Raw genomic sequence first — 19,482 nt, forward strand, 5'->3', positions numbered from 1 at the left:
TGCGTGACGCAATGGCCCCGCGAACGCGGGGCTATTGCTTTGCAGGGTCTACGCTGAAAGAACCGCCGGGGCCTGCTCGCAGATCAGTTCGCGCAGCGCCCGGCGTTCGGCTGGCGGCGTGGCGGCGCGCAGCAGGGCGAGGCCACCGTCTTCGTCGGGGACGGCGATTTCGGTCTCGAAGTGCAGTTGCACCTCGTCCAGGGTGATGTAAGTGATGCGGTAGGCCTCGGTGCTGTGCATGGTCGCAGGCTCGATGAGGGGAGGGCGCAGGCCCGATGGACACATCCTCGCGCCAGGCGGGCAAGCTCGGAAGTGAAACGCCGTGATGGTGAACATCACGAAAGGCGATGGTGCCGGCGAGATTTTCCGGCAGTTGTCATGCAGGACGGGTATCCTGCGCGGGCGTGCCCACACCGGGCACTTTGTAAATCGAACTGGAGCAGTGACATGAGCCGCGACAAGCAGCTTTTCCCGGAAGACGAAATCGGCGATGCCCTGTGGGCCCTGCAGGAAGACGGCGAAGACCTCTCCCTCGAGCATGAGGTGGAGTTCGCGGTGATCTTCCCGGACGAGCAGTCCGCCCTGGACTTCGCCATCATGCTGCTGCAGAACGGGCAGAAGGTGGCGTACTCCGAGTACGACGGCAACGACAAGCTGCCCTGGCAGGTCCTGGCCTACCCGGTGATGGAGCTCAGCCACGAGCACATCAGCGGCTACGCGGCGCTGCTGTCCGAGCACTCCGCTGACCTGGGCGGTCAGATGGACGGCTGGTCGGCGCTCTGATCGGCTGATGCTGCACGAGAAACGGCGCCTTAGGGCGCCGTTTTTCTTTTGTGCGTCCGCCCTACGGGGCTGAATTGTAGGAGCGGGCCATGCCCGCGAACCGCCGGCAGGGCCGGCGCCAGCTGAATGCGCGGATGGTATCGGCGTGCACCTGTAAAACGGCTGCTCCAGCGCCAGCGGATGCCGTGGAGCTGAATTGCAGGAGCGCGTCATACGCGCGGTCGCGGGCATGGCCCGCTCCTACAGGGAAACTCCGTGTCTGCAGGAGGCTACTGTGTCCCCATGAAAAGACCCGCGCGAAGCGGGCCATTTCACTGCGGTGGAAGGCTCACTCCGGCAACGGCGCATGGCGCGCCACCTGGCGCAGCGCCTGCTCGTAGTAGTCGGTGCTCTGCGCCCCGGAGATCAGCTGGCGACCATTGAGGATCACCGCCGGCACTGCGCGGATGCCATGGCTGGTGTAGAAGTCCTCCTCGGCCACCACCTCGTCGGCGTAGGCGTCGCTGTCGAGGATTTCCCGCGCGCGCACCGCGTCCAGGCCGACGCTGACGGCCACTTCCAGCAGCACTTCCGGGTCGCTCGGGTCGCGCCCTTCGCCGAAATAGGCGTGCAGCAGTGCCTGCTTCAGGGCGATGTCGCGATGCGATTCCCCCGCCCAGTGCAGCAGGCGATGGGCGTCGAAGGTGTTGTAGATGCGGCTGCGCTTCTTCAGGTCGAAGTGCACGCCGACTTCCTCGCCCATGGAGCGCAGGTGCTCCTGATTGCGGGCGATGTCCTCGGCGCTGCTGCCGTACTTGCGCTGCAGGTGCTCCACCAGGTCTTCCCCTTCGGCGGGCATGTCGGCATTCAGCTCGAAGGGCTTGATGCGCAGTTCCACGGTCAATTCGCCGTCCACCCGGCGGATGGCCGTCAGCAGGCCGTTGAGGCCGATGGCGCACCAGGGGCAGACCACGTCGGAGACGAAATCGATGGTGATGGCGTCGCTCATGGGGCGAACTCCGGCAAATGGGCGAGCTTCCAGCATGGACCCGGAAGGGCGTTTCGATCCAGTGGCGAGACGGCCGGGAATGCTTTTCGCCTGATTGCCGGGGGCCTGCACCGCCGGGCTGAAGCGCCGGCGGCCGGGGGATGGGGTGCGACTTCCTTGTCGCGATGGGGAAATCAGAAGTCGACGGTCATCGACAGCTTCAGGGTGCGCGGGTCGCCCTGGGTCAGGTAGCCGCCGATGGTGGAGGCCCAGTACGACTTGTTGGCGACGTTCTCCAGGTTGGCGCGCAGGGTCACGTCGCGCTCGTCTACCTTGAAGGCGTAGCGGGCGCCGAGGTCGAAGCGGGTCCAGGCCGGGATGCTCAGGTCGTTGGCGGCGTCCAGGTACTGGCCGCCGGTGCGCAGCACGCGGCCGTTGAGGGCGGCGCCCTGAATGCCGGGGACGTCCCAGTCGGCGCCGAGGTTGTACTGGAAGGTCGGTACACCCACGGCACGGTTGCCGTCGGTCTTGCCGCCGGCGGTGTTCTTCAGCTCGGTGTCGATCCAGGTGCCGCCGGCCAGCAGGCGCAGGCCGTCGACCGGCTCGCCGAAGACGTTCAGCTCGATGCCGCGGTTCTCCTGCTCGCCATCGACGCTGAAGATCTTCGAGTCCGGGTCGGTGGTGCTGAACGGTTGCTCGATGCGGTAGAAGGCCAGGTTGCCGCCGTAGCTGCCGAAGTCCAGCTTGGCGCCCACTTCCACCTGCTTGGAGCGGTTCGGCGCGAAGACTTCGCCGAAGTTGGAAGCGCTGCTGGGTGCGGTCGGGCCGGCGGCCAGGCCTTCGATGCGGTTGGCGTAGAGCGACAGGTACTCGGTGGGCTTCACCACCAGGCCGTAGACCGGCGTGGTGATGGATTCGTCGTAGCTGGCGGTGCGCTTGCCGACGTAGTTCCAGCCGTCGGTGCCGATGCTCTGGCGACGCACGCCGACGGTCAGCAGCACGCGGTCATCGAGGAAGCCCAGGGTGTCGGCGGCGGCCACGCTCTTGTTCCGTGTCTTGCCGACGATGCCCGGGTCGCTGTAGTCGCCGCCGGCCAGGGTCGGCGCGGGCTTGGGCGTCTGCACCGGGTTGTAGAGGTCGGTCGGGTAGCGCTTGGTGGTCATGGTGTAGGCGCTGCGCTGCTCGGCCCAGATGCCGGCGACGCTGAAGTTCATCTGGTGGGTGACCGGTCCGGTGGCGAAGTGGCCGTTGAGGCCGGCCATGGCGCTCTTGTTGTCCTCGTCGTGGGTGGCGTCCATCATGCCGCCGCCCGCGTTGCCGCTGTTGTCGTTGAGGGTCAGCGCGGAGTAGGCGCCGTTCTCGCGGGTGTGCTTGGCGCCGCCGGAGAGGTAGGCCGTCCAGCTGTCGTTGAGGTCATACTCGGCGCGGAACATGCCGAAGGTGTCTTCCAGCTGCGAGTAGCTCCACGACTGGCCGTAGTTGTGGTCGGCGTCCGGGGCGTGGGGAATGCTGGTGACGCCGCTGCCGACGTAGACCACCGGGCGGCCCTGGTTGATGCGCTGCTTCTGGTAGCCGAAGTCGGTGTTCAGGCGCAGGCGCTCGCCACGGTAGTCGAGGTTGACGGTGGCCAGCTTGTAGCGCTGGTTCTCGTCGTCGACGCCGGTCTCGCCTTCGCGCTGGGCCAGGTTGACTCGCGCGCCGAAGCGGTTGTCCTCGCCGAAGCGCTGGCCGAGGTCGAGGTGCTCGCCGATCTGGTTGTCGCTGCCGTAGCCCAGGGTCACGCTGCGCGTTGGGGTGTCCTCGGCGCGCTTGGTCTGCAGGTTGACCGCGCCGCCGATGCCGCTGCCGCTGGGCGTCACGCCGTTGATGAAGGCGTTGGGGCCCTTGAACAGCTCGACGCGCTCCAGCGACTCGGTGCCGATGATCTGCCGCGGGGTGACGCCATACAGGCCGTTGAGCGAGACGTCGTCGGTGCTCAGCGGCAGGCCGCGGATGACGAAGATCTGCGAGAAGTTGCCGTAGCCGTTGCCCTGGCGCACCGAGGCGTCGTTGAGCAGTACGTCGCCGACGGTCTGCGCCTGGGTGTCCTGGATGGTCTTGGCGGTGTAGCTGGCGAAGCTGAAGGGCACGTCCTGGATGTCCTGGTTACCCATCATGCCCAACTGCGCGCCACGGGCGACCTGGCCGCCGGCATAGGCGGGCGGCAGGTCACCGGGTTGCCGGGCCGCACCGCTGACGGTGGTGGCGTCCATTTCCAGGGCGCCGCTGTGATCGGGGGCGGCCTCCACGCCGTAGCCGCTGCTCTTGCGCACCAGGCGGTAGCCGCTGCCTTCAAGCAACTGCTCCAGGCCCTGCTCGGGGGCGAAGCTGCCTTTCAGGCCCGCGCTCTGCTGGCGGTTCAGCGCCTGCGCCTCGAACGCCAGCGGTACGCCGGCCTGGGCGGCGAAGCGCGCCAGCACCTCGCCCAGCGGGCCGGGGGCGATGTTGTACTGGCGCTGCTGGCTGGCGGCTTCGGCGGCCAGGCTGGGCAGCACGACGCCGCCGGTCAGGGCCAGGCCGACGGCCAGGGCGAGGGAGTGCGGGCGAAGGCGGGAGCGGAGGAGCATGGAGTGTTCCTGTCGGCAAATGGAGGTTGTCTTCCTCTTCACCGGGTGAAGTCGAAAAAGGTGTCAGGGGTGGGCGAAGAAATTTTCAGGCAGTTTTTTTGGGGGCGCCCATGGGGGCAATCGCGGGCATGGCCCGCTCCTACAGGTAGATGGATAGCCCGGCGCTGGGCCGCCCTCACCCGAACCCTCTCCCGGAGGGAGAGGGGACTGTCTGGGTGCAGGAGGAAACCGTGGCGTCCGCCGGTACGATCTGCTCCCTCTCCCTGAGGGAGAGGGCTGGGGTGAGGGGGAATCACAGGCACAGGAGTCACAGTTCGTAGGGCGGATAACGCGCCAGCGTTATCCGCCATGAGCATGCCGGCGGATAACCTGTCCCAGGTTATGCGCCCTACGGGGGAAACGGCCTTTCACGCTGGCTCCACGGTGACCCAATAGCGCGTCATCCGCCGCAGTTTCACCGGCAGCATGTCCGCCAGCAGCGCCAGGCCGGCGTCGCTGTCGCCCAGCGGGATCGCGCCGGTCACGCGCAGGTTCGCCAGGCGTGGGTCGCAGCGCAGGAAGCCGCTGCGGTAGCGGCCCAGCTCGGCGAGTAAATCGTCCAGGCGCATGCCCTGGGCCAGTAGCATGCCGTTCTCCCAGGCGCTGGCGTTGGCGTCCGCTGTCTGCAGCGGCTGGAAGCCCTGCGCGCCGAACACCAGTTGCTGGCCGGCGCCGACCGTCTGGCTCGCATGGCCCGGCAGTTCGACATTCACCTCTTTGTCGAGCACAGCGACGCGGCACGCATTGCCCAGGTCGCGCAGGCTGAAGCGTGCGGCCTCAGTGCGCAGCAGACCGTGGCGGCTGTCGACGAGGAAGGGGCGCGGGTCGGGCAGGGCGTCGACGAGGATTTCCCCTTCGAGCAGCTTCAGGCGCCGTTCGCGGGCGTTGAAGGCCACGTTCACCGCGCTGTCGGTATTCAGGGTGAGCTGGCTGCCGTCGGGCAGGCGCAGGTGCTTGCGTTCGCCCACGGCGGTGCGCAGGTCGGCGTTCCATTCCGCCCAGGGCAGCTGCCGTGCCGCCAGCCAGGCAGCCGGCGCCACGGCCATCAGCACGCCCAGGCGGTTGAGCATCTGCCGGCGGCTCAGGCCACTGCGTTGCAGGCTGTGCCGGCCGAGGCCCGGCGGCAGTTGGCGCAGGCCCAGCAGGGCTTCGGCGCGGCGCCAGGCTTCGGCGTGCTGGGCGCTGCGCGCGCGCCATTGCTCGATGGCCTGCAGGTCGGCGCTGCTGGCGGGATGTTCGTTGAGGCGCACCAGCCAGTCGGCGGCTTCGCCGAGGATGCCGGGGTCCAGCGGTTGCTCGCGCATCAGGCGACGCTCAGGCAGGCGACGAAGCCGGCGCGCATGTAGCGCTTCACGCTGGCCAGGGAAATGCCCAGGCGTTCGGCGATCACCGGGTAGGTCAGGCCATCCAGCTGCGACAGCAGGAACGCCTCGCGGGTCAGTGCCGGCAGCTCGCTGAGGGCGGCGTCGATGCGCTCCAGCGCTTCCAGGATCAGTTCGCGGGTTTCCGGACCGGGCGCCAGTTCTTCGGGCAGCGCGGCGACGCTTTCCAGGTAGGCGCGCTCGATCTCCTGGCGCCGCCAGCGGTCTACCAGCAGGCCCTTGGCGATGTGGGTGAGGAGTGCGCGCGGGCGTTCGCCGAGGTCTTCCAGCGGCCGCCGCAGCAGGCGCAGGAAGGTGTCATGGGCGAGGTCGGCGGCATCCCAGGCGTTGCCCAGCCTGCCGCGCAGCCACTGCTGGAGCCAGCCGTTGTGCTCGTTGTAGAGGGTGTGCAGATGCTGCGGGGACGGGGTTTCGACGAGGGCCACAGTGCGTGCGTCAGATTTTCATTTGAGAATGCCTATCATTTTATGGTTTTCCCGCCGCATAGCGCAATGGCACGGCGGCGCAGCCGGTCGGACGACACTGCCCGCGACCCTCCGACACTGGAATTGCCACGAAGACGCGCTACCTTGAGCCTGTTGCGCTCAGAAATTTCTGACGCCGCACTTCCTCTCGCCGTCCCGCGCAGGCAACGGACCCGCAGCAGCAGGCCCGGCAGTCACCCAGCAGATACGGAGCACACCATGGCTCGCACCACGCCCATCGAGCTTTACCGCAACATCGGCATCGTCGCCCACGTCGACGCCGGCAAGACCACGACGACCGAGCGCATCCTTTTCTACACCGGTGTGAACCACAAGATGGGCGAGGTGCACGACGGCGCGGCGACCATGGACTGGATGGTGCAGGAGCAGGAGCGCGGCATCACCATCACCTCGGCGGCGACCACGGCGTTCTGGCAGGGCTCCTCCAAGCAGTACCCCAACAAGTACCGATTCAACATCATCGACACCCCCGGCCACGTGGACTTCACCATCGAGGTGGAGCGCTCCCTGCGCGTGCTCGACGGCGCGGTGGTGGTGTTCAGCGGCGCCGATGGCGTCGAGCCGCAGTCCGAGACGGTCTGGCGCCAGGCCAACAAGTACCACGTGCCGCGCCTGGCCTACGTCAACAAGATGGATCGCCAGGGCGCCGACTTCCTCCGCGTGGTGGCGCAGATCAAGCAGCGTCTGGGGCACACCCCGGTGCCGATCCAACTGGCCATCGGCTCGGAGGAAACCTTCGCCGGGCAGATCGACCTGGTGAAGATGAAGGCCATCGTCTGGAACGACGCCGACCAGGGCACCAGCTACACCGAAGAACCGATTCCGGCCGAACTTCAGGCGCTGGCGGACGAGTGGCGCGCGCACATGGTCGAGGCCGCAGCCGAAGCCAACGACGAGCTGATGAACAAGTACCTCGAAGGCCAGGAACTGACCATCGAGGAGATCAAGGCCGGCCTGCGCCAGCGCACCCTGGCCAACCAGATCGTCCCGGCGGTGCTGGGCTCCTCGTTCAAGAACAAGGGCGTGCCGCTGGTGCTCGACGCGGTGATCGACTACCTGCCGGCGCCCACGGAAATCCCCGCGATCAACGGCACCGACCCGGACGACGAAGAGAAGCACCTGGAACGCCACGCCGACGACAGCGAACCGTTCTCCGCGCTCGCCTTCAAGATTGCCACCGACCCCTTCGTCGGCACCCTGACCTTCGCCCGTGTCTATTCCGGCGTACTGAGCAGCGGCGACGCCGTACTCAACTCGGTGAAGATCAAGAAGGAACGTGTCGGCCGGATGGTGCAGATGCACGCCAACCAGCGCGAGGAAATCAAGGAAGTGCGCGCCGGCGACATCGCTGCGCTGATCGGCATGAAGGACGTCACCACCGGCGACACCCTGTGCTCCATCGACAAGCCGATCATCCTCGAGCGCATGGACTTCCCCGATCCGGTGATCTCCGTGGCCGTGGAGCCCAAGACCAAGGCCGACCAGGAGAAGATGGGCATCGCCCTGTCCAAGCTGGCCCAGGAAGACCCGTCGTTCCGCGTGAAGACCGACGAGGAAACCGGGCAGACCATCATTTCCGGCATGGGCGAGTTGCACCTGGACATCATCGTCGACCGCATGCGCCGCGAGTTCAACGTCGAGGCCAACATCGGCAAGCCGCAGGTGGCCTACCGCGAGGCGATCCGCAGGAAGTGCGAGATCGAAGGCAAGTTCGTCCGCCAGTCCGGTGGTCGCGGCCAGTTCGGCCACTGCTGGATCCGCTTCGAGCCGGGCGACGAGGGCAAGGATGGGCTGGAGTTCGTCAACGAGGTGGTCGGCGGGGTGATCCCGCGCGAATTCATCCCGGCGATCCAGAAGGGCATCGAGGAACAGATGCAGAACGGCGTGCTCGCCGGCTACCCGCTGATCGGCCTGAAGGCCTCGGTGTTCGACGGTTCGTACCACGACGTCGACTCCAGCGAGATGGCGTTCAAGATCGCCGCGTCGATGGCCACCAAGCAGCTCTCGCAGAAGGGCGGCGCGGTGCTGCTGGAGCCGGTGATGAAGGTCGAGGTGGTGACGCCGGAGGATTACATGGGCGACGTGATGGGCGACCTGAACCGCCGGCGTGGGCTGATCCAGGGCATGGAAGACACGCCTGCGGGCAAGGTCATCCGCGCCGAGGTGCCGCTGGGCGAGATGTTCGGCTACGCCACGGACGTGCGTTCGATGTCGCAGGGGCGGGCGAGCTACTCGATGGAGTTCACCAAGTACGCCGAGGCGCCGGCGAACATTGCCGAGGCGATCATCAAGAAGTCCCAGGGGTGAGGGTTGCCCGAGCGGACGACGGCGCCTGAGGGCGCCGTTTCTTTTTGCAGTTCTTGCGCAGCGTGCCGGCTGATCCCGGCACTTCCTGTAGGAGCGGGCCATGCCCGCGATCCGTCGGCAGGGCCGGCGCATGCCTTGGCTCAGGTTTTGCCGGCCTGCTGCGTTGGCCTGGGTGTTCCAGCGTCGCTTCGGTGCGCGCGCGGACTTCCTGTTTCGCCCCCTCGGGCGACCTACTTTGGCAAGCGCCCCAAAGTAGGCAAAGGTCTTGCCCCGGACATCCGGTTTCTCGCCTAGGCGAAAAATTCCCTCGTCGAAACGAAGTTTCAGGGGCACGCCACGACGGGCCATCCCTGGCCCATCGTGGCTCTCGCGACATCCATGTCGCTCAACCCCTGAAACTCCGCTTCAACGAGGCCTCCTGAACGGGGCATTCGGAGCGTGCGGATGTTTCTCTGGCCCCCCCCTGTAGGAGCGGGCCATGCCCGCGAACCGTCGGCAGGGCCGGCGTTTCAACTGCGCGCTACGCCGCCGGAGATGTTGGTATCAACTCACAGCAGCGCCCCATGGGCGCGATCGCGGGCATGGCCCGCTCCTACAGGGATACACCGTGGCGGCAATCACTCCGCCAACGGCAGCTCGAAACAGAACATCGCGCCGCACGGCTCGACATTCTCCGCCCAGATGTCCCCGCGATGCCGCGAGACGATGCTCTGGCACAGCGCAAGACCAATGCCGTTGCCGCTCACCTTCGAGGTGAAGAAGCCATCGAACAACCTTTCCTTGGCCCCGGTATCGATGCCTCGGCCCTGGTCGAGGACTGACAACCGCGCAGTGTTTCCGTCACAAGAAGTGCGGATGCGCAGCAGGCGGCGGTCCTCGGGGAGGTTGAGCATCTCCTCGATGGCATTGAAGGCGAGGTTGAGGATCACCTGGCCGACCAGCACCTTCTCGCAGCTCACCCACAGCGGTTCTTCGCAGCGCTCCAGCTCCACGCGCACGTTGCTCGGCTGGGCCTTGAGACTGATGAAGTAGAGGGTCTCGCCGAGCAGTTCGTTGAGGTCGATGCGCTGCTCGGCCTGCTCCAGCTTCACCACGTATTCGCGCACGCTCTTGATGATCAGCGAAGCGTGCTCGATCTGCCGCACCGCGCTGTCCAGGCCCCAGGCGGCGGAGGCTTCGGTCTTCTGTTCGCGGTCCAGGCGGATCAGCGCGCCCTCGATGAAATTGCGTGTGGCTGCCAGCGGCTGGCTGAGCTCGTGGGCGATCGCCAGGGCCATCTCGCCCATGGCGTTGTAGCGCGCCAGGTATTCCAGCTTCTGGTCGCTCTGGCGTTGCGCCTGGGCTGCGCGCACCTGCTCGGTGACGTCGCGGAACAGCAGCAGGTGGCCGACCAGGTCGTCCTCGATTTCGATGTAGCGGCAGGTCGCGTGGTGCCAGCGCCATTCGCCGTCCAGGCGCTGCAGCTGGTAGCTGACCGAGTAGGGCTCGCGGCTCGGCGGCTGCATGGCGAGGTGGTGTTCCAGGCGCGGGCGCGTGGCAGTGTCGCAGCGGCCGAGGAAGTTGTGCGCCATCCAGTCGTCCTGGCTGCCGCCCAGCAGGGGCAGGGCGGATTCGCTGAGAAAGCGCAGCTTGCCGTCGGCATCCAGCACTGCCACGCCTTCGGCGAGGTCTTGCATGAAGGCCTTCAGCCGACTCTCGAAACGCTGCAGGTCGCGCTCGACCTGTTTCTCCTTCGAGATATCGCGGAACTGCACCATCAGCACGTCGCGCTCCTGCAGATGGACGCGGGTGGCGACGGCTTCGGAGAGGATTTCCACGCCCTGCTTGGAGCGGTAGCACCACTCGATGGTGCGCTGGCCGGTGCGCGCGGCGCCTTCCAGCCAGCGCAGGCCGACCGAGCGGCGGTACTGCGGGGCCTTGGCGGTCATGTCCGGGGCTTTCAGCGGTACCAGTTCTTCGAGGGTGAAGCCGAGCACGGCCAGCGCTGCGTTGTTCGCCCAGAGGATTTCCTTGGTCTGCGCGTCATGCAGGATCACGCACAGCGGCATGGCCTGGAGCAGGGCGAGGAAGTCGTCGGGCTTGGGCTGGAACATCGAGCGTGCTCTCGGAGGCAGGTACGGATTGGCAGTGGCGTCTTTATACCGCGCAGCGTAGCGCGAAGGGACTGCGGAGTAACCCGGCGCCGACTAGGGGATTTCTTTAGGCATGGGGCTGCACGCACCAATAGTTGGGCGGGCAGGGCGGTTCATACACTGGCCCCAACGACGACCGGCCCGCATCGAACGGGTTGGCCCTACAAGAACAACCGGAGATGACGCCATGCTGCGTGCCGCTGCTGCCAAACCGCTCGATGCGGACGGCCGTGCCCTCGAATTCCAGCGCGTACTGGATGAAGTCCGCCAGCGCCGCGAGGAGTTCGACACCCGCTCCTTTGTCCCGCGCGACATGATCGAACGCTTCCGCGACGTGGGCATCTACCGTGCCGCCACGCCCAAATGCTTCGGTGGCGACGCGCTGCCGCCGGCCCAGTTCCTCCGTCTGGTCGAACGCATCGCCGAAGCCGATGGCTCCGCCGGCTGGGTTGCCAGCTTCGGCAGCGCCAGCACCTACCTCACCGCGCTGCCGCGCCACACCCTCGCCGAACTCTATGCCGACGGCCCGGACCTGGTGTTCGCCGGCGGCCTGTTCCCGATCCAGCCGGCCACTCAGGTGGAAGGCGGCTGGCGCGTCAGCGGCACCTGGAAGTTCGCCAGCGGCTGCAAGGGCGCCGACGTGCTCGGCGTCGGCATCGGTATCGGCGGGCCGGGCGGCAAGCCGCGCACCGCGCTGCTGCGTGCCAGGGACGTGGAAATCGTCGAGAACTGGAACGTGGTCGGCCTCAAGGGTACCGGCAGCCACGACCTGAAACTGGACAACGCCTTCGTCGCGGACGACTGGACCTTCATCCGTGGCGGCGAATCCAACATCGACGAACCGCTGTATCGCTACCCGACCATTGCCTACGCCGCCCAGGTGCTCGCCGTGGTCAACCTCGGCCTGGCCCGCGCGGCGCTGGACGAGATCACCCGCATGGCGTCGTCCAGCGGCGTGACCGGTGCGCCCAAGCTGGGTGATCGGGCCTACGTGCGCATCGAGATCGGCAAGGCCGAAGCCGAACTGCAGGCCGCGCGCGGCTTCTTCTATGACGCCACCGAGGCCGTCTGGGAATCCATCCTCGCCGGCGACGCGGTCAGCCCGGAGCAGGTCAGCCAGCTGCGCCTGTCCGCCGTTCACGTGTCCCGCGCCGGCGCCGACGTGGTGCGCCGCGCCTACACCCTGGCCGGCACCACGGCGATCTACATGCACCACCCGCTGCAGCGCTACCTGCGCGACGCCATGGTGGTCACCCAGCACGCCTTCTTGAGCGATGGCATGTACGACGGCGCCGGTGCGGTGCTGCTCGATGTGCCGCCGTTCCCCGGATACATCTGACACAAAAATTAAGGACCGAGCCATGACCCGTCCCACTACCGAACCCTTGCGCGTACTGTTCTGCATCGGCATCGCCCAGCCGTTCTTCGACCTGCCCACCGGTGAAGGCATCACCGTGTGGAAGGGCTTCTCGCAGATGATGGGCGACCTCGGTGCGCTGCCGGGCATGAACGTGCTCGGCGTGCTGGATGACGACCGCCTGATGGTCGGCCCGTCCACCACCTCGCCCTGGACCGTCTACATCATGGCCGACGTGGACTGCCACCAGACCGTGATCGACGCCTGCAACCTGTTCCGCACCACCCCGGTGGGCGAGTACAGCCTGTGGAAGTACGCCAAGGTCGAGGCGCGCATCGGCCGCCCGCTGACCATTCCCGAAGCCGCGCGGACCTGAGCCATGAACAGCCTGAGCATGGCCGAGCTGAACCGCCGCCTGGAAACCCTCGAAGGGGAAAGCCAGGTGCGCCGGTTGATGGCCCGCTACATGGACCTCTGCGACGTGCCGCACGCGCCGGTGGCGATGAGCGAGCTGGCCGAGCTGTTCAGCGAGGACGCGGTGTGGGAGGGCATCGGCTCTTCCACGGCGCAGACCTTCGGTCATCACCAGGGCCGCGAGGCGATTGCAGCGTTCGTCTTCGGCTATCTGCCGCCGTCGCCGCACTTCACGCTGAATCTGCACTTCCTCACCAGCGAGTCGATCCGCGTCGACGGCCGCACCGCGCGCGGGCAATGGATCATGCAGCAGCTTTCGACCTACGCCGAGGGCCACACCGAGCTGTTCGGCACGCGCCTGGACATCGATTTCCGCGAGATCGACGGGCGCTGGCAGATCAGCCACTTCCGCACCCAGCGCCTGTCGCAGCGCCTGCTGGGTAACGCAGAGGAGCTCCACGCATGAGCACCTTCGTCAGCGAATTCCTCCTGGGCAGCGGCGATATCCGCGTCGCGGTCAAGGACAGCATCGACATCGCCGGTTACCCGACCCGTTGCGGCACCCGTGCGCTGGCCGATGCCGCGCCGGCCGAGCGCAACGCCTTCGTGGTCGACGCCGTGCTTAACGCCGGCTGGCAGATCGTCGGCAAGACCAACCTTCACGAACTGGCCTTCGGCGTCACCGGCATCAACGACTGGACCGGCACGCCGATCAACCCGATGGCGCCGGATCGCGTGCCGGGTGGCTCGTCCAGCGGCTCCGCGTCCGCTGTGGCGGCCGGGCTGGCGGATATCGCCCTGGGCACCGACACCGGCGGTTCGGTCCGAGTGCCGGCGGCCTGCTGCGGCATCGCCGGGCTGAAGCCGACCTTCGGCCGGGTCAGCCGCGACGGCGTGCATCCGGCGCAGAGCAGCCTGGACTGCGTCGGTCCGTTCGCCGCCAGGATGGCCGACCTGATCGCCGCCATGCAGGTCATCTGCCCCGGCTTCGGCGAGGTACGGATGCCGGGCGAGGGCGCCCGCGTGGCCTTCCTCGAAGTGCCATCGGCCCCGCACATCCAGGCCTGCCTGGGCGCCGCCGCCGACCGCGCCGGCTGGCGCCGCAGCCACCTGTTCCTCGGCGAGTTCGAGGCGGCCTTCCAGGCCGGGCTGGTGGTGATCAACCACGAGAACTGGGCCGCTTATGCGGCGCTGACCGGCAAGGGCCTGATCGGCGCCGACGTCGAGCAGCGCCTGCTGCTGGCCAGCCGCACCACCGACGCCGAGCGCGCCGAAGCGGAGAATGTGCGCGACGGTTTCACCCGCGCCATCGACGCCGCGCTGGAGGACTTCGAAGTCCTGCTGTTGCCGACCATGCCCGACCTGCCACCGCTGCTCAGCGATGCGCGCAACGGCAAGTCCGTGGCCGGCATGACGCCCCTGGTACGGCCTTTCAACCTGAGCGGACACCCGGCGCTGACCGTGCCGGTGGACCTGGATTGCGGCGGGCTGAAAGTCGGCCTGCAGATCGTCGGCCGCAAGGGCGACGACGAACGTGTGTGTGCCTTCGGCGCGCAACTCGAACACAGCCTGGCTGCCACGCGGCCTGCGCAAAAACATAAGAAATCGGCATGAGGAGATGGGCATGAGCGCTCACGAATACCGGCTGATCGCCCGGTCGCGCAGCGTCGAAGAGCTGGTCGGCGACGACCGCGTCGATGTTTCGCTGTACAACGACCCGCAGCTGTTCGAAGCGGAGATGGACAAGATCTTCTACCGCACCTGGGTGTGGGTCGCCCACGAAAGCGAAGTGCGCAACGCCGGCGACTTCAAGACCACCAGCGTCGGTCGCCGCCCGGTGATCGTGGTGCGCGACAAGAAGGGCAATATCAACGTCCTGGAAAACCGCTGCCGCCACCGTGGCGCCACCGTGTGCGAGAAGCACAAGGGCAACGCCACCGGCTTCACCTGCCCGTACCACAGCTGGTCCTACGCGCTGGACGGCAAGCTGCGTGCGCTGCCGTACCCGGACGGCTACGAGGACATCCTCGACAAGTCCGAGCTGCCGCTGACCAGCCTGCGGGTCGAGAGCTACGCCGGCATGGTGTTCGCCACCTACAACGACGAGATCGAGCCGCTGGAAGACTTCCTCGGCGGGGCGAAACACTGGATGGACCTGTTCATGAAGCAGGGCGCCGGCTACCCGATCAAGACCCAGGGCGAACACAAGTTCACCTTCCGCGGCAACTGGAAGATCCAGCTGGAAAACACCACCGACGGCTACCACTTCCCCATCGTGCACAAGTCGTTCATGTCCTCGGTGGATGAAGAGACCGAAGAGATGCTCTCGTTCATGAGCGACGAGCAGGCGGTCACCCACGCCCTGGGCAACGGCCACAGCGTGATGGTGATGGTTCCCGAGCACGTCGACCTCGACCACGACGACGGCACCGAGCAGCTCCAGGAGCGCTTCGCCCACGTCACCGAGGAGCTGTCGAAAACCATGCCGCCGGAACAGGTGCGCCGCATCGTCCGTTCGCTGCACGGCGCCGGCTTCAACCTCAACCTGTTCCCCAACGTGGCCATGTCCATGTCGTTCTTCCGCGTGCTGCGGCCGATCTCCGTCACCGAGACCGAAATTCGCCATGTCGCGCTGGGCATGGACGGCGGCCCGGAAATCGCCAACCGCGAGCGTATGCGCATCCACGAGCACTTCCAGGGCCCGTTCGGCTTCGGCAGCCCGGATGACGCCGAGGCCTGGGACCGCGTGCAGCGTGGCTCCTACGCCGGCGTCGACGCACCGATCCTGGTCAACCGCGGCCTGAACCGCGAAGTGGTCGCCGAGAACGGCGACAAGGTCTCCCACGCCACCGACGAAGGCGGCATGCGCGAGGCGTACCAGATGTGGAAAAGGATGATGAGCCAATGAGCAACGACACCCTGAACGGCTTCTCCGGCCCGCTGGCCAAGGCCATCGAATTCGTCTGGCGCGAAGCCGAATTGCTGGACCGCAAGGACTACGCACAGTGGTCGCAGCTGTGGAGCGAGGACGGCGTCTACGTGGTGCCGATCGACGGCGAAGACGATGACTTCGCCTCGCGCCTGAACTATGTCTTCGATGACGCGCGCATGCGTGCCCTGCGTATCGAACGCCTCACCGGCGGCCATTCGCCGTCGGCGGTGGACGCGGCGAAGACCGTGCGCACCATCTCGCGCTTTTCCCTGGTGGAAGCGGCGGGTGACCTGGTCGAGGTGAACTCGGCGCAGGTGCTCTACGCCTACAAGCGCGGCGTGGCGACTCCGTTCATTGCCGACCTGAACCACCGCATCCGCTTCGTCGACGGCCAGCCGCGACTGGAGCGCAAGGTGATCCGCCTGATCAACGCCGAAGACGCGCTCAACGCGCTCGGCTTCCTGCTCTGAGGGCCGCACCATGCAACGAGTAGCCCTGGTAACCGGCGCCGCACGCGGGCTGGGTGAAGTCATCGCGCGCCGCCTGCACGCCGCCGGCCTGCGCGTGGCGCTGGCCGACCTGAACGAAGAGGCGGTACAGCGCCTGGCCGACGAGCTTGACCCCGAGGGCCGCACGGCTGTCGGGTTGAAGCTGGACGCGAGGGAGAAGGCCGACTTCGAGCGCGCCCGTGACCTGCTCGCCGAGCGCTGGGGCGGCACCGACATCCTGGTGAACAACGCCGGAATGTCGAAGGTGGCCGCGCTCATGGACATCAGCCCGGAGGACTTCGACGCCTCCATGGCGGTGAACCTGCGTGGCACCTTCGTCGCCTGCCAGGTATTCGGCACGCACTTCGCGGCGCGCGGTTTCGGCCGCATCGTCAACATCGCCTCGCTGGCCGGGCAGAACGGCGGCACCGCCACCGGCGGCCACTACGCGGCAGCCAAGGGCGGCGTGGCGACCCTGACCAAGGTGTTCGCCCGCGAACTCTCGGGGCAGGGCGTGACCGTCAACGCCATCTCGCCGGGGCCGCTGGACTTGCCGGTGGTCTACGAGAGCGTCGCGCCCGAGCGCCTGGAACAGATCCTCAAGACCATCCCCGCCGGCCGCCTGGGCGACCCGACCTTCATCGCCGACAGCGTGCTGCTGCTCTGCGCGGAGAACGCCGGATCGGTGACGGGCGCCTGCTGGGATATCAATGGTGGGTTGTTCATGCGTTGAGGCTTTGGCACGGGAGGCGGGTTGCCCAAGAGCCCCTCTCTCTAACCCTCTCCCTGAAGGGAGAGGGGACCGTACGGCGCGGGATGACACCTCAGCATCAGCCGGCACGGACAACTCCCTCTCCCTTCAGGGAGAGGGCTGGGGAGAGGGAAATGCTCTCGCTCCGATATCGAATCGACAACCCGTCCGCTCGTGAAAAAGAGGCCGGAAAGGGGCCACAGAGCCCGCACTCAACGCCTTGCAGGTAACGCCATGATGAAGGTCAGAATCGAAAGGATCGTCGAGGAAGCGCAGGACATCCGTTCCTTGCGCCTCGTACGTTGTGATGGCCAGCCGTTCGACGCCTACGAGCCGGGCGCCCACGTCGACGTCACCGGCCCCACCGGGGTGACGCGCCAGTATTCGCTGTGCAGCCCGCCGGACGACCGCGCGGCCTATCTGGTAGCGATCAAGAAGGAAGGCGCCTCCCGTGGCGGCTCCAGCGCGCTGCACGAAGTGCGCGAAGGCATGGAGCTGGACATCGGCGCGCCGCGCAACCTGTTCCGCCTGGCGCCGGAAGCCCGCGAGCACGTGCTGTTCGCCGCCGGCATCGGCGTCACGCCGCTGCTGAGCATGGCCTACCGCCTGAACGCCAGGGGCGAGTCCTATCGCCTGCATTACTTCGCCCGCTCCGCCGAGCACGCGGCCTTCGTCGAACTGCTGGCCGGCGAGGCCTTCGCCGGCAAGGTGGAGCTGCACTACGGCGTCGAACCCGCCGACCTCGACCGCGTGCTGGGTGAGTGCCTGGAGCGCGCGCCGCAGCAGGCCCATGTCTACACCTGCGGCCCGGCGCCATTCATGAACAAGGTGGTGGAAATCGCCGCGCGCAGCCGTCCGGAGGACGCCATTCACCTGGAACACTTCCAGGCCGACCCGGCTGCCAACGCGGCGCCGACCGGTTCCTTCGAAGTGGAGCTGGCCAGCTCCGGCGTGGTGCTCCACGTACCGGTGGACTCGACGCTGGTGGACGTGCTCCAGGCCCACGGCTGCGACATCGACACCGAGTGCCGCGAAGGTATCTGCGGCACCTGCATCGTCGAAGTGCTGGAAGGCGAGCCGGAGCACCGCGACAACTGCCTGTCGAACAAGGAAAAGGCCGCGAACAAGCAGATCTGTGCTTGTGTATCTCGCGCCAAATCGGCTCGCTTGGTGCTCGACCTGTAGTCCGGCTCGCTCTTGTAGGATGGGTGGAGCGCAGCGATACCCATGCTGCTGGTGAGCGGATTGATGGGTATCGCTTCGCTCCACGCCATCCTACGGCCTTGCGGCGGAGCACCCTGTAGGAGCGCCCCATGGGCGCGATCGCGGGCATGGCCCGCTCCGACAGGCTGTGGCACAGCTGGCAATCCGTCTGGCAGGCAGCGACACTCGCGCGCCGTCGGCGCTTGCTAGCCTTCGGCAATAGACCCGTGTTCGGAGTCCCCCATGCCTGCGCTGATCGCGCGCCTGGCGCTCGGTTGCCTGTTGCCGGTCGCCGTCCTGCTCGGCCTCGGCGCCATGCCGGGGCTCGGCTATGCCTGGGATTTCGCCAACGCCGCCGGGCTGCTCGGCGCCTGCCTGCTGGGGCTGCTGTTCGTCATCGGTGGTCGCCCGCAACCGCGCCCTCGCTATGAGGGCAAGTTCTTCCTGCGCCTGCACCGTGACCTGGGCTTTGCTGCCGTCGCGTTGCTGCTACTGCACATCGTCGTGCTGCTGGTCGATGAGCCTCTGCTGATCGAGGACCTGCTGCCATCTGGCCCCGGCTACATGCTGGCCGGGCTCGCGTCGGCGATCCTGATGCTGGTGCTGGCGGTTTCCAGCCTGAGCCGCGTCCGCCCGCGCTGGAGCAGCAGCGCTGCTTCGTTCCGCGGCTGGCATTACGGCGGCAGTCTGCTCGCCCTGTCGCTGATGGCCGTCCATGTGCTCGGCGCGGGTTATTACAGCGGCGGAGTCTGGAAGGGCGTCATGCTCATGGCGCTGATGCTGGCGGTGGCGGTCTGGCCGCGCCTGCCCAAGCCGGCCAACGGCATCAACGGTCGCAAGCGCAACACGGCGCAACGCGCCACCTGGTTCGCGCTGGCAGCCAGCGGCGCGATCATCGGCTTGTCGGCGCTCTACAGTCTGCTGGCGAATCTGGAGCTGCCGCTGTGAGGCGTGTCTGGATCGGTGTTTCGGTTACCGCAGCCATCATGCTGTCGGCAGGGGCGTGGTACGCCCACGAGCACTGGCAACGCAACCGTCCGCTGATGCCGCTGGCGTTTCCCCATGAACCGCACGCCTCGGTGAACTGCATCACCTGCCACCACGACTACCAGGACCAGTCGCCCTCGGTCTCCGGCAACCGCAGCTGCATCCTCTGCCACAAGCAGAGCCCGGCGCTGGCCGTGCGCATCGAGGCGGATTTCCACCAGCTCTGCCAGAGCTGCCACCTGCAGCGTCTGCAGGCGTTCCACGCCAGTGGGCCGGTGCGCAGCTGCCAGGCTTGCCACCGCGATACAACTGGGCAGTTGTACCCGTAGGGCGCATGACGCCTGAGGCGTTATCCACCATTGCGGCGGATAACCCGTTCCGGGTTATGCGCCCTACTTGGTTGCCTTCGCAGCACGACGGAAAGCACACGCTTGTAGGAGCGGGCCATGCCCGCGAACAGCGGACAAGGTCCGCCTCTGCAAAAGCCCCTCTCCCGGAGGGAGAGGGGCCCGGTCGGCGTGAGTGGGAACCACGGCATCAACCTGCACGGACGGCTCCCTCTCCTGGGGGAGAGGGCTGGGGTGAGGGGATGGTTCTCGCGCCGAAGTTGGCCGCTGGCATGGGCCAGGCGCCCCGGTCCATCCAACAC

The 19,482-nt window shown here is 67.1% G+C and carries 18 protein-coding genes; 12 read left to right on the forward strand and 6 right to left on the reverse strand.

The window, feature by feature from the left end; translation table 11 throughout:
• Positions 1 to 48: 48 nt before the first annotated feature.
• Positions 49 to 240 carry a type III secretion system co-regulatory protein PtrC gene (gene ptrC, locus ABKS89_RS13190; protein ID WP_138216531.1) on the reverse strand — a complete coding sequence of 64 codons (192 nt, stop codon included), beginning with the start codon at positions 238 to 240 and terminating at the stop codon, positions 49 to 51.
• Positions 241 to 447: 207 nt separating this feature from the next.
• On the opposite strand from ptrC, the gene ABKS89_RS13195 reads away from it, so the two are divergent.
• Positions 448 to 783 (forward strand): ribonuclease E inhibitor RraB, encoded by a 336-nt coding sequence (locus ABKS89_RS13195; protein WP_024762270.1) that lies wholly within the window; start codon positions 448 to 450, stop codon positions 781 to 783.
• Between the two features lie 328 nt (positions 784 to 1,111).
• On the opposite strand, the gene ABKS89_RS13200 is transcribed toward ABKS89_RS13195, so the two are convergent.
• The 4 genes from ABKS89_RS13200 to ABKS89_RS13215 all read right to left on the reverse strand — a co-directional run bounded on the left by ABKS89_RS13200 (position 1,112) and on the right by ABKS89_RS13215 (position 6,202).
• Entirely contained in the window at positions 1,112 to 1,771 is a 660-nt protein-coding gene (locus tag ABKS89_RS13200) for a DsbA family oxidoreductase (RefSeq protein ID WP_192295222.1), read from the reverse strand.
• A gap of 173 nt (positions 1,772 to 1,944) precedes the next feature.
• Positions 1,945 to 4,356, reverse strand: coding sequence for a TonB-dependent siderophore receptor (locus tag ABKS89_RS13205; RefSeq protein WP_348589104.1), 2,412 nt, complete (start codon positions 4,354 to 4,356; stop codon positions 1,945 to 1,947).
• A gap of 407 nt (positions 4,357 to 4,763) precedes the next feature.
• Positions 4,764 to 5,699, reverse strand: a complete 936-nt coding sequence (locus ABKS89_RS13210) for a FecR domain-containing protein (protein WP_348589103.1) — start codon at positions 5,697 to 5,699, stop codon at positions 4,764 to 4,766.
• Positions 5,699 to 6,202, reverse strand: a complete 504-nt coding sequence (locus ABKS89_RS13215; RefSeq protein WP_138216527.1) for a sigma-70 family RNA polymerase sigma factor — start codon at positions 6,200 to 6,202, stop codon at positions 5,699 to 5,701. The genes ABKS89_RS13210 and ABKS89_RS13215 overlap by 1 nt, the downstream gene beginning before the upstream one ends.
• 258 nt (positions 6,203 to 6,460) lie before the next feature.
• Between ABKS89_RS13215 and fusA the strand changes: the two genes are divergently transcribed.
• On the forward strand, positions 6,461 to 8,569 hold the full coding sequence (gene fusA / locus ABKS89_RS13220; protein WP_138216526.1) for an elongation factor G: 2,109 nt from the start codon (positions 6,461 to 6,463) through the stop codon (positions 8,567 to 8,569).
• A 617-nt stretch (positions 8,570 to 9,186) separates the two neighbouring features.
• Here the strand turns inward: fusA and ABKS89_RS13225 are convergent.
• Complete coding sequence (locus ABKS89_RS13225; protein WP_348589102.1) at positions 9,187 to 10,662, reverse strand: PAS domain-containing sensor histidine kinase; 1,476 nt, start codon at positions 10,660 to 10,662, stop codon at positions 9,187 to 9,189.
• A 226-nt stretch (positions 10,663 to 10,888) separates the two neighbouring features.
• Here ABKS89_RS13225 and ABKS89_RS13230 point away from each other — a divergent pair, with 226 nt between their 5' ends.
• The 10 genes from ABKS89_RS13230 (at position 10,889) to ABKS89_RS13275 (ending at position 19,162) form a co-directional block, all read left to right on the forward strand.
• Positions 10,889 to 12,040, forward strand: a complete 1,152-nt coding sequence (locus ABKS89_RS13230) for an acyl-CoA dehydrogenase family protein (protein WP_348589101.1) — start codon at positions 10,889 to 10,891, stop codon at positions 12,038 to 12,040.
• Between the two features lie 22 nt (positions 12,041 to 12,062).
• Positions 12,063 to 12,434: a hypothetical protein gene (locus ABKS89_RS13235; RefSeq protein WP_045207771.1), complete on the forward strand. Its 372-nt coding sequence runs from the start codon at positions 12,063 to 12,065 to the stop codon at positions 12,432 to 12,434.
• Between the two features lie 3 nt (positions 12,435 to 12,437).
• Complete coding sequence (locus ABKS89_RS13240) at positions 12,438 to 12,938, forward strand: nuclear transport factor 2 family protein (RefSeq protein ID WP_518301019.1); 501 nt, start codon at positions 12,438 to 12,440, stop codon at positions 12,936 to 12,938.
• Positions 12,935 to 14,086 carry an amidase gene (locus tag ABKS89_RS13245; protein ID WP_348589100.1) on the forward strand — a complete coding sequence of 384 codons (1,152 nt, stop codon included), beginning with the start codon at positions 12,935 to 12,937 and terminating at the stop codon, positions 14,084 to 14,086. Before ABKS89_RS13240 ends, ABKS89_RS13245 begins: the two co-directional genes overlap by 4 nt.
• 10 nt (positions 14,087 to 14,096) lie before the next feature.
• The gene (locus ABKS89_RS13250; protein WP_138216521.1) at positions 14,097 to 15,380 is read left to right on the forward strand and encodes an aromatic ring-hydroxylating oxygenase subunit alpha; all 1,284 of its coding nucleotides are present in this window, start codon (positions 14,097 to 14,099) and stop codon (positions 15,378 to 15,380) included.
• Positions 15,377 to 15,874 (forward strand): aromatic-ring-hydroxylating dioxygenase subunit beta, encoded by a 498-nt coding sequence (locus ABKS89_RS13255; RefSeq protein WP_081516812.1) that lies wholly within the window; start codon positions 15,377 to 15,379, stop codon positions 15,872 to 15,874. Before ABKS89_RS13250 ends, ABKS89_RS13255 begins: the two co-directional genes overlap by 4 nt.
• A 10-nt stretch (positions 15,875 to 15,884) precedes the next feature.
• Positions 15,885 to 16,625 (forward strand): SDR family NAD(P)-dependent oxidoreductase, encoded by a 741-nt coding sequence (locus ABKS89_RS13260; RefSeq protein WP_348589099.1) that lies wholly within the window; start codon positions 15,885 to 15,887, stop codon positions 16,623 to 16,625.
• A 252-nt stretch (positions 16,626 to 16,877) separates the two neighbouring features.
• Positions 16,878 to 17,828: a PDR/VanB family oxidoreductase gene (locus ABKS89_RS13265; RefSeq protein WP_138216519.1), complete on the forward strand. Its 951-nt coding sequence runs from the start codon at positions 16,878 to 16,880 to the stop codon at positions 17,826 to 17,828.
• Between the two features lie 261 nt (positions 17,829 to 18,089).
• Complete coding sequence (locus ABKS89_RS13270) at positions 18,090 to 18,794, forward strand: ferric reductase-like transmembrane domain-containing protein (RefSeq protein WP_348589098.1); 705 nt, start codon at positions 18,090 to 18,092, stop codon at positions 18,792 to 18,794.
• Positions 18,791 to 19,162: a cytochrome c3 family protein gene (locus tag ABKS89_RS13275; RefSeq protein ID WP_348589097.1), complete on the forward strand. Its 372-nt coding sequence runs from the start codon at positions 18,791 to 18,793 to the stop codon at positions 19,160 to 19,162. Before ABKS89_RS13270 ends, ABKS89_RS13275 begins: the two co-directional genes overlap by 4 nt.
• Positions 19,163 to 19,482: the final 320 nt, after the last annotated feature.

The sequence above is a fragment of the Pseudomonas sp. LABIM340 genome (genome assembly GCF_040017195.2).
Classification (GTDB): Bacteria; Pseudomonadota; Gammaproteobacteria; order Pseudomonadales; family Pseudomonadaceae; genus Pseudomonas.

Excerpts from the sequence above, each read along its gene's own strand:
- ptrC (WP_138216531.1), bottom strand. The coding sequence starts at position 240 with ATGCACAGCACCGAGGCCTACCGCATCACTTACATCACCCTGGACGAG.
- ABKS89_RS13195 (WP_024762270.1), top strand. The coding sequence starts at position 448 with ATGAGCCGCGACAAGCAGCTTTTCCCGGAAGACGAAATCGGCGATGCC.
- ABKS89_RS13200 (WP_192295222.1), bottom strand. The coding sequence starts at position 1,771 with ATGAGCGACGCCATCACCATCGATTTCGTCTCCGACGTGGTCTGCCCC.
- ABKS89_RS13205 (WP_348589104.1), bottom strand. The coding sequence starts at position 4,356 with ATGCTCCTCCGCTCCCGCCTTCGCCCGCACTCCCTCGCCCTGGCCGTC.
- ABKS89_RS13210 (WP_348589103.1), bottom strand. The coding sequence starts at position 5,699 with ATGCGCGAGCAACCGCTGGACCCCGGCATCCTCGGCGAAGCCGCCGAC.
- fusA (WP_138216526.1), top strand. The coding sequence starts at position 6,461 with ATGGCTCGCACCACGCCCATCGAGCTTTACCGCAACATCGGCATCGTC.
- ABKS89_RS13225 (WP_348589102.1), bottom strand. The coding sequence starts at position 10,662 with ATGTTCCAGCCCAAGCCCGACGACTTCCTCGCCCTGCTCCAGGCCATG.
- ABKS89_RS13230 (WP_348589101.1), top strand. The coding sequence starts at position 10,889 with ATGCTGCGTGCCGCTGCTGCCAAACCGCTCGATGCGGACGGCCGTGCC.
- ABKS89_RS13235 (WP_045207771.1), top strand. The coding sequence starts at position 12,063 with ATGACCCGTCCCACTACCGAACCCTTGCGCGTACTGTTCTGCATCGGC.
- ABKS89_RS13240 (WP_518301019.1), top strand. The coding sequence starts at position 12,438 with ATGAACAGCCTGAGCATGGCCGAGCTGAACCGCCGCCTGGAAACCCTC.
- ABKS89_RS13245 (WP_348589100.1), top strand. The coding sequence starts at position 12,935 with ATGAGCACCTTCGTCAGCGAATTCCTCCTGGGCAGCGGCGATATCCGC.
- ABKS89_RS13250 (WP_138216521.1), top strand. The coding sequence starts at position 14,097 with ATGAGCGCTCACGAATACCGGCTGATCGCCCGGTCGCGCAGCGTCGAA.
- ABKS89_RS13255 (WP_081516812.1), top strand. The coding sequence starts at position 15,377 with ATGAGCAACGACACCCTGAACGGCTTCTCCGGCCCGCTGGCCAAGGCC.
- ABKS89_RS13260 (WP_348589099.1), top strand. The coding sequence starts at position 15,885 with ATGCAACGAGTAGCCCTGGTAACCGGCGCCGCACGCGGGCTGGGTGAA.
- ABKS89_RS13265 (WP_138216519.1), top strand. The coding sequence starts at position 16,878 with ATGATGAAGGTCAGAATCGAAAGGATCGTCGAGGAAGCGCAGGACATC.
- ABKS89_RS13270 (WP_348589098.1), top strand. The coding sequence starts at position 18,090 with ATGCCTGCGCTGATCGCGCGCCTGGCGCTCGGTTGCCTGTTGCCGGTC.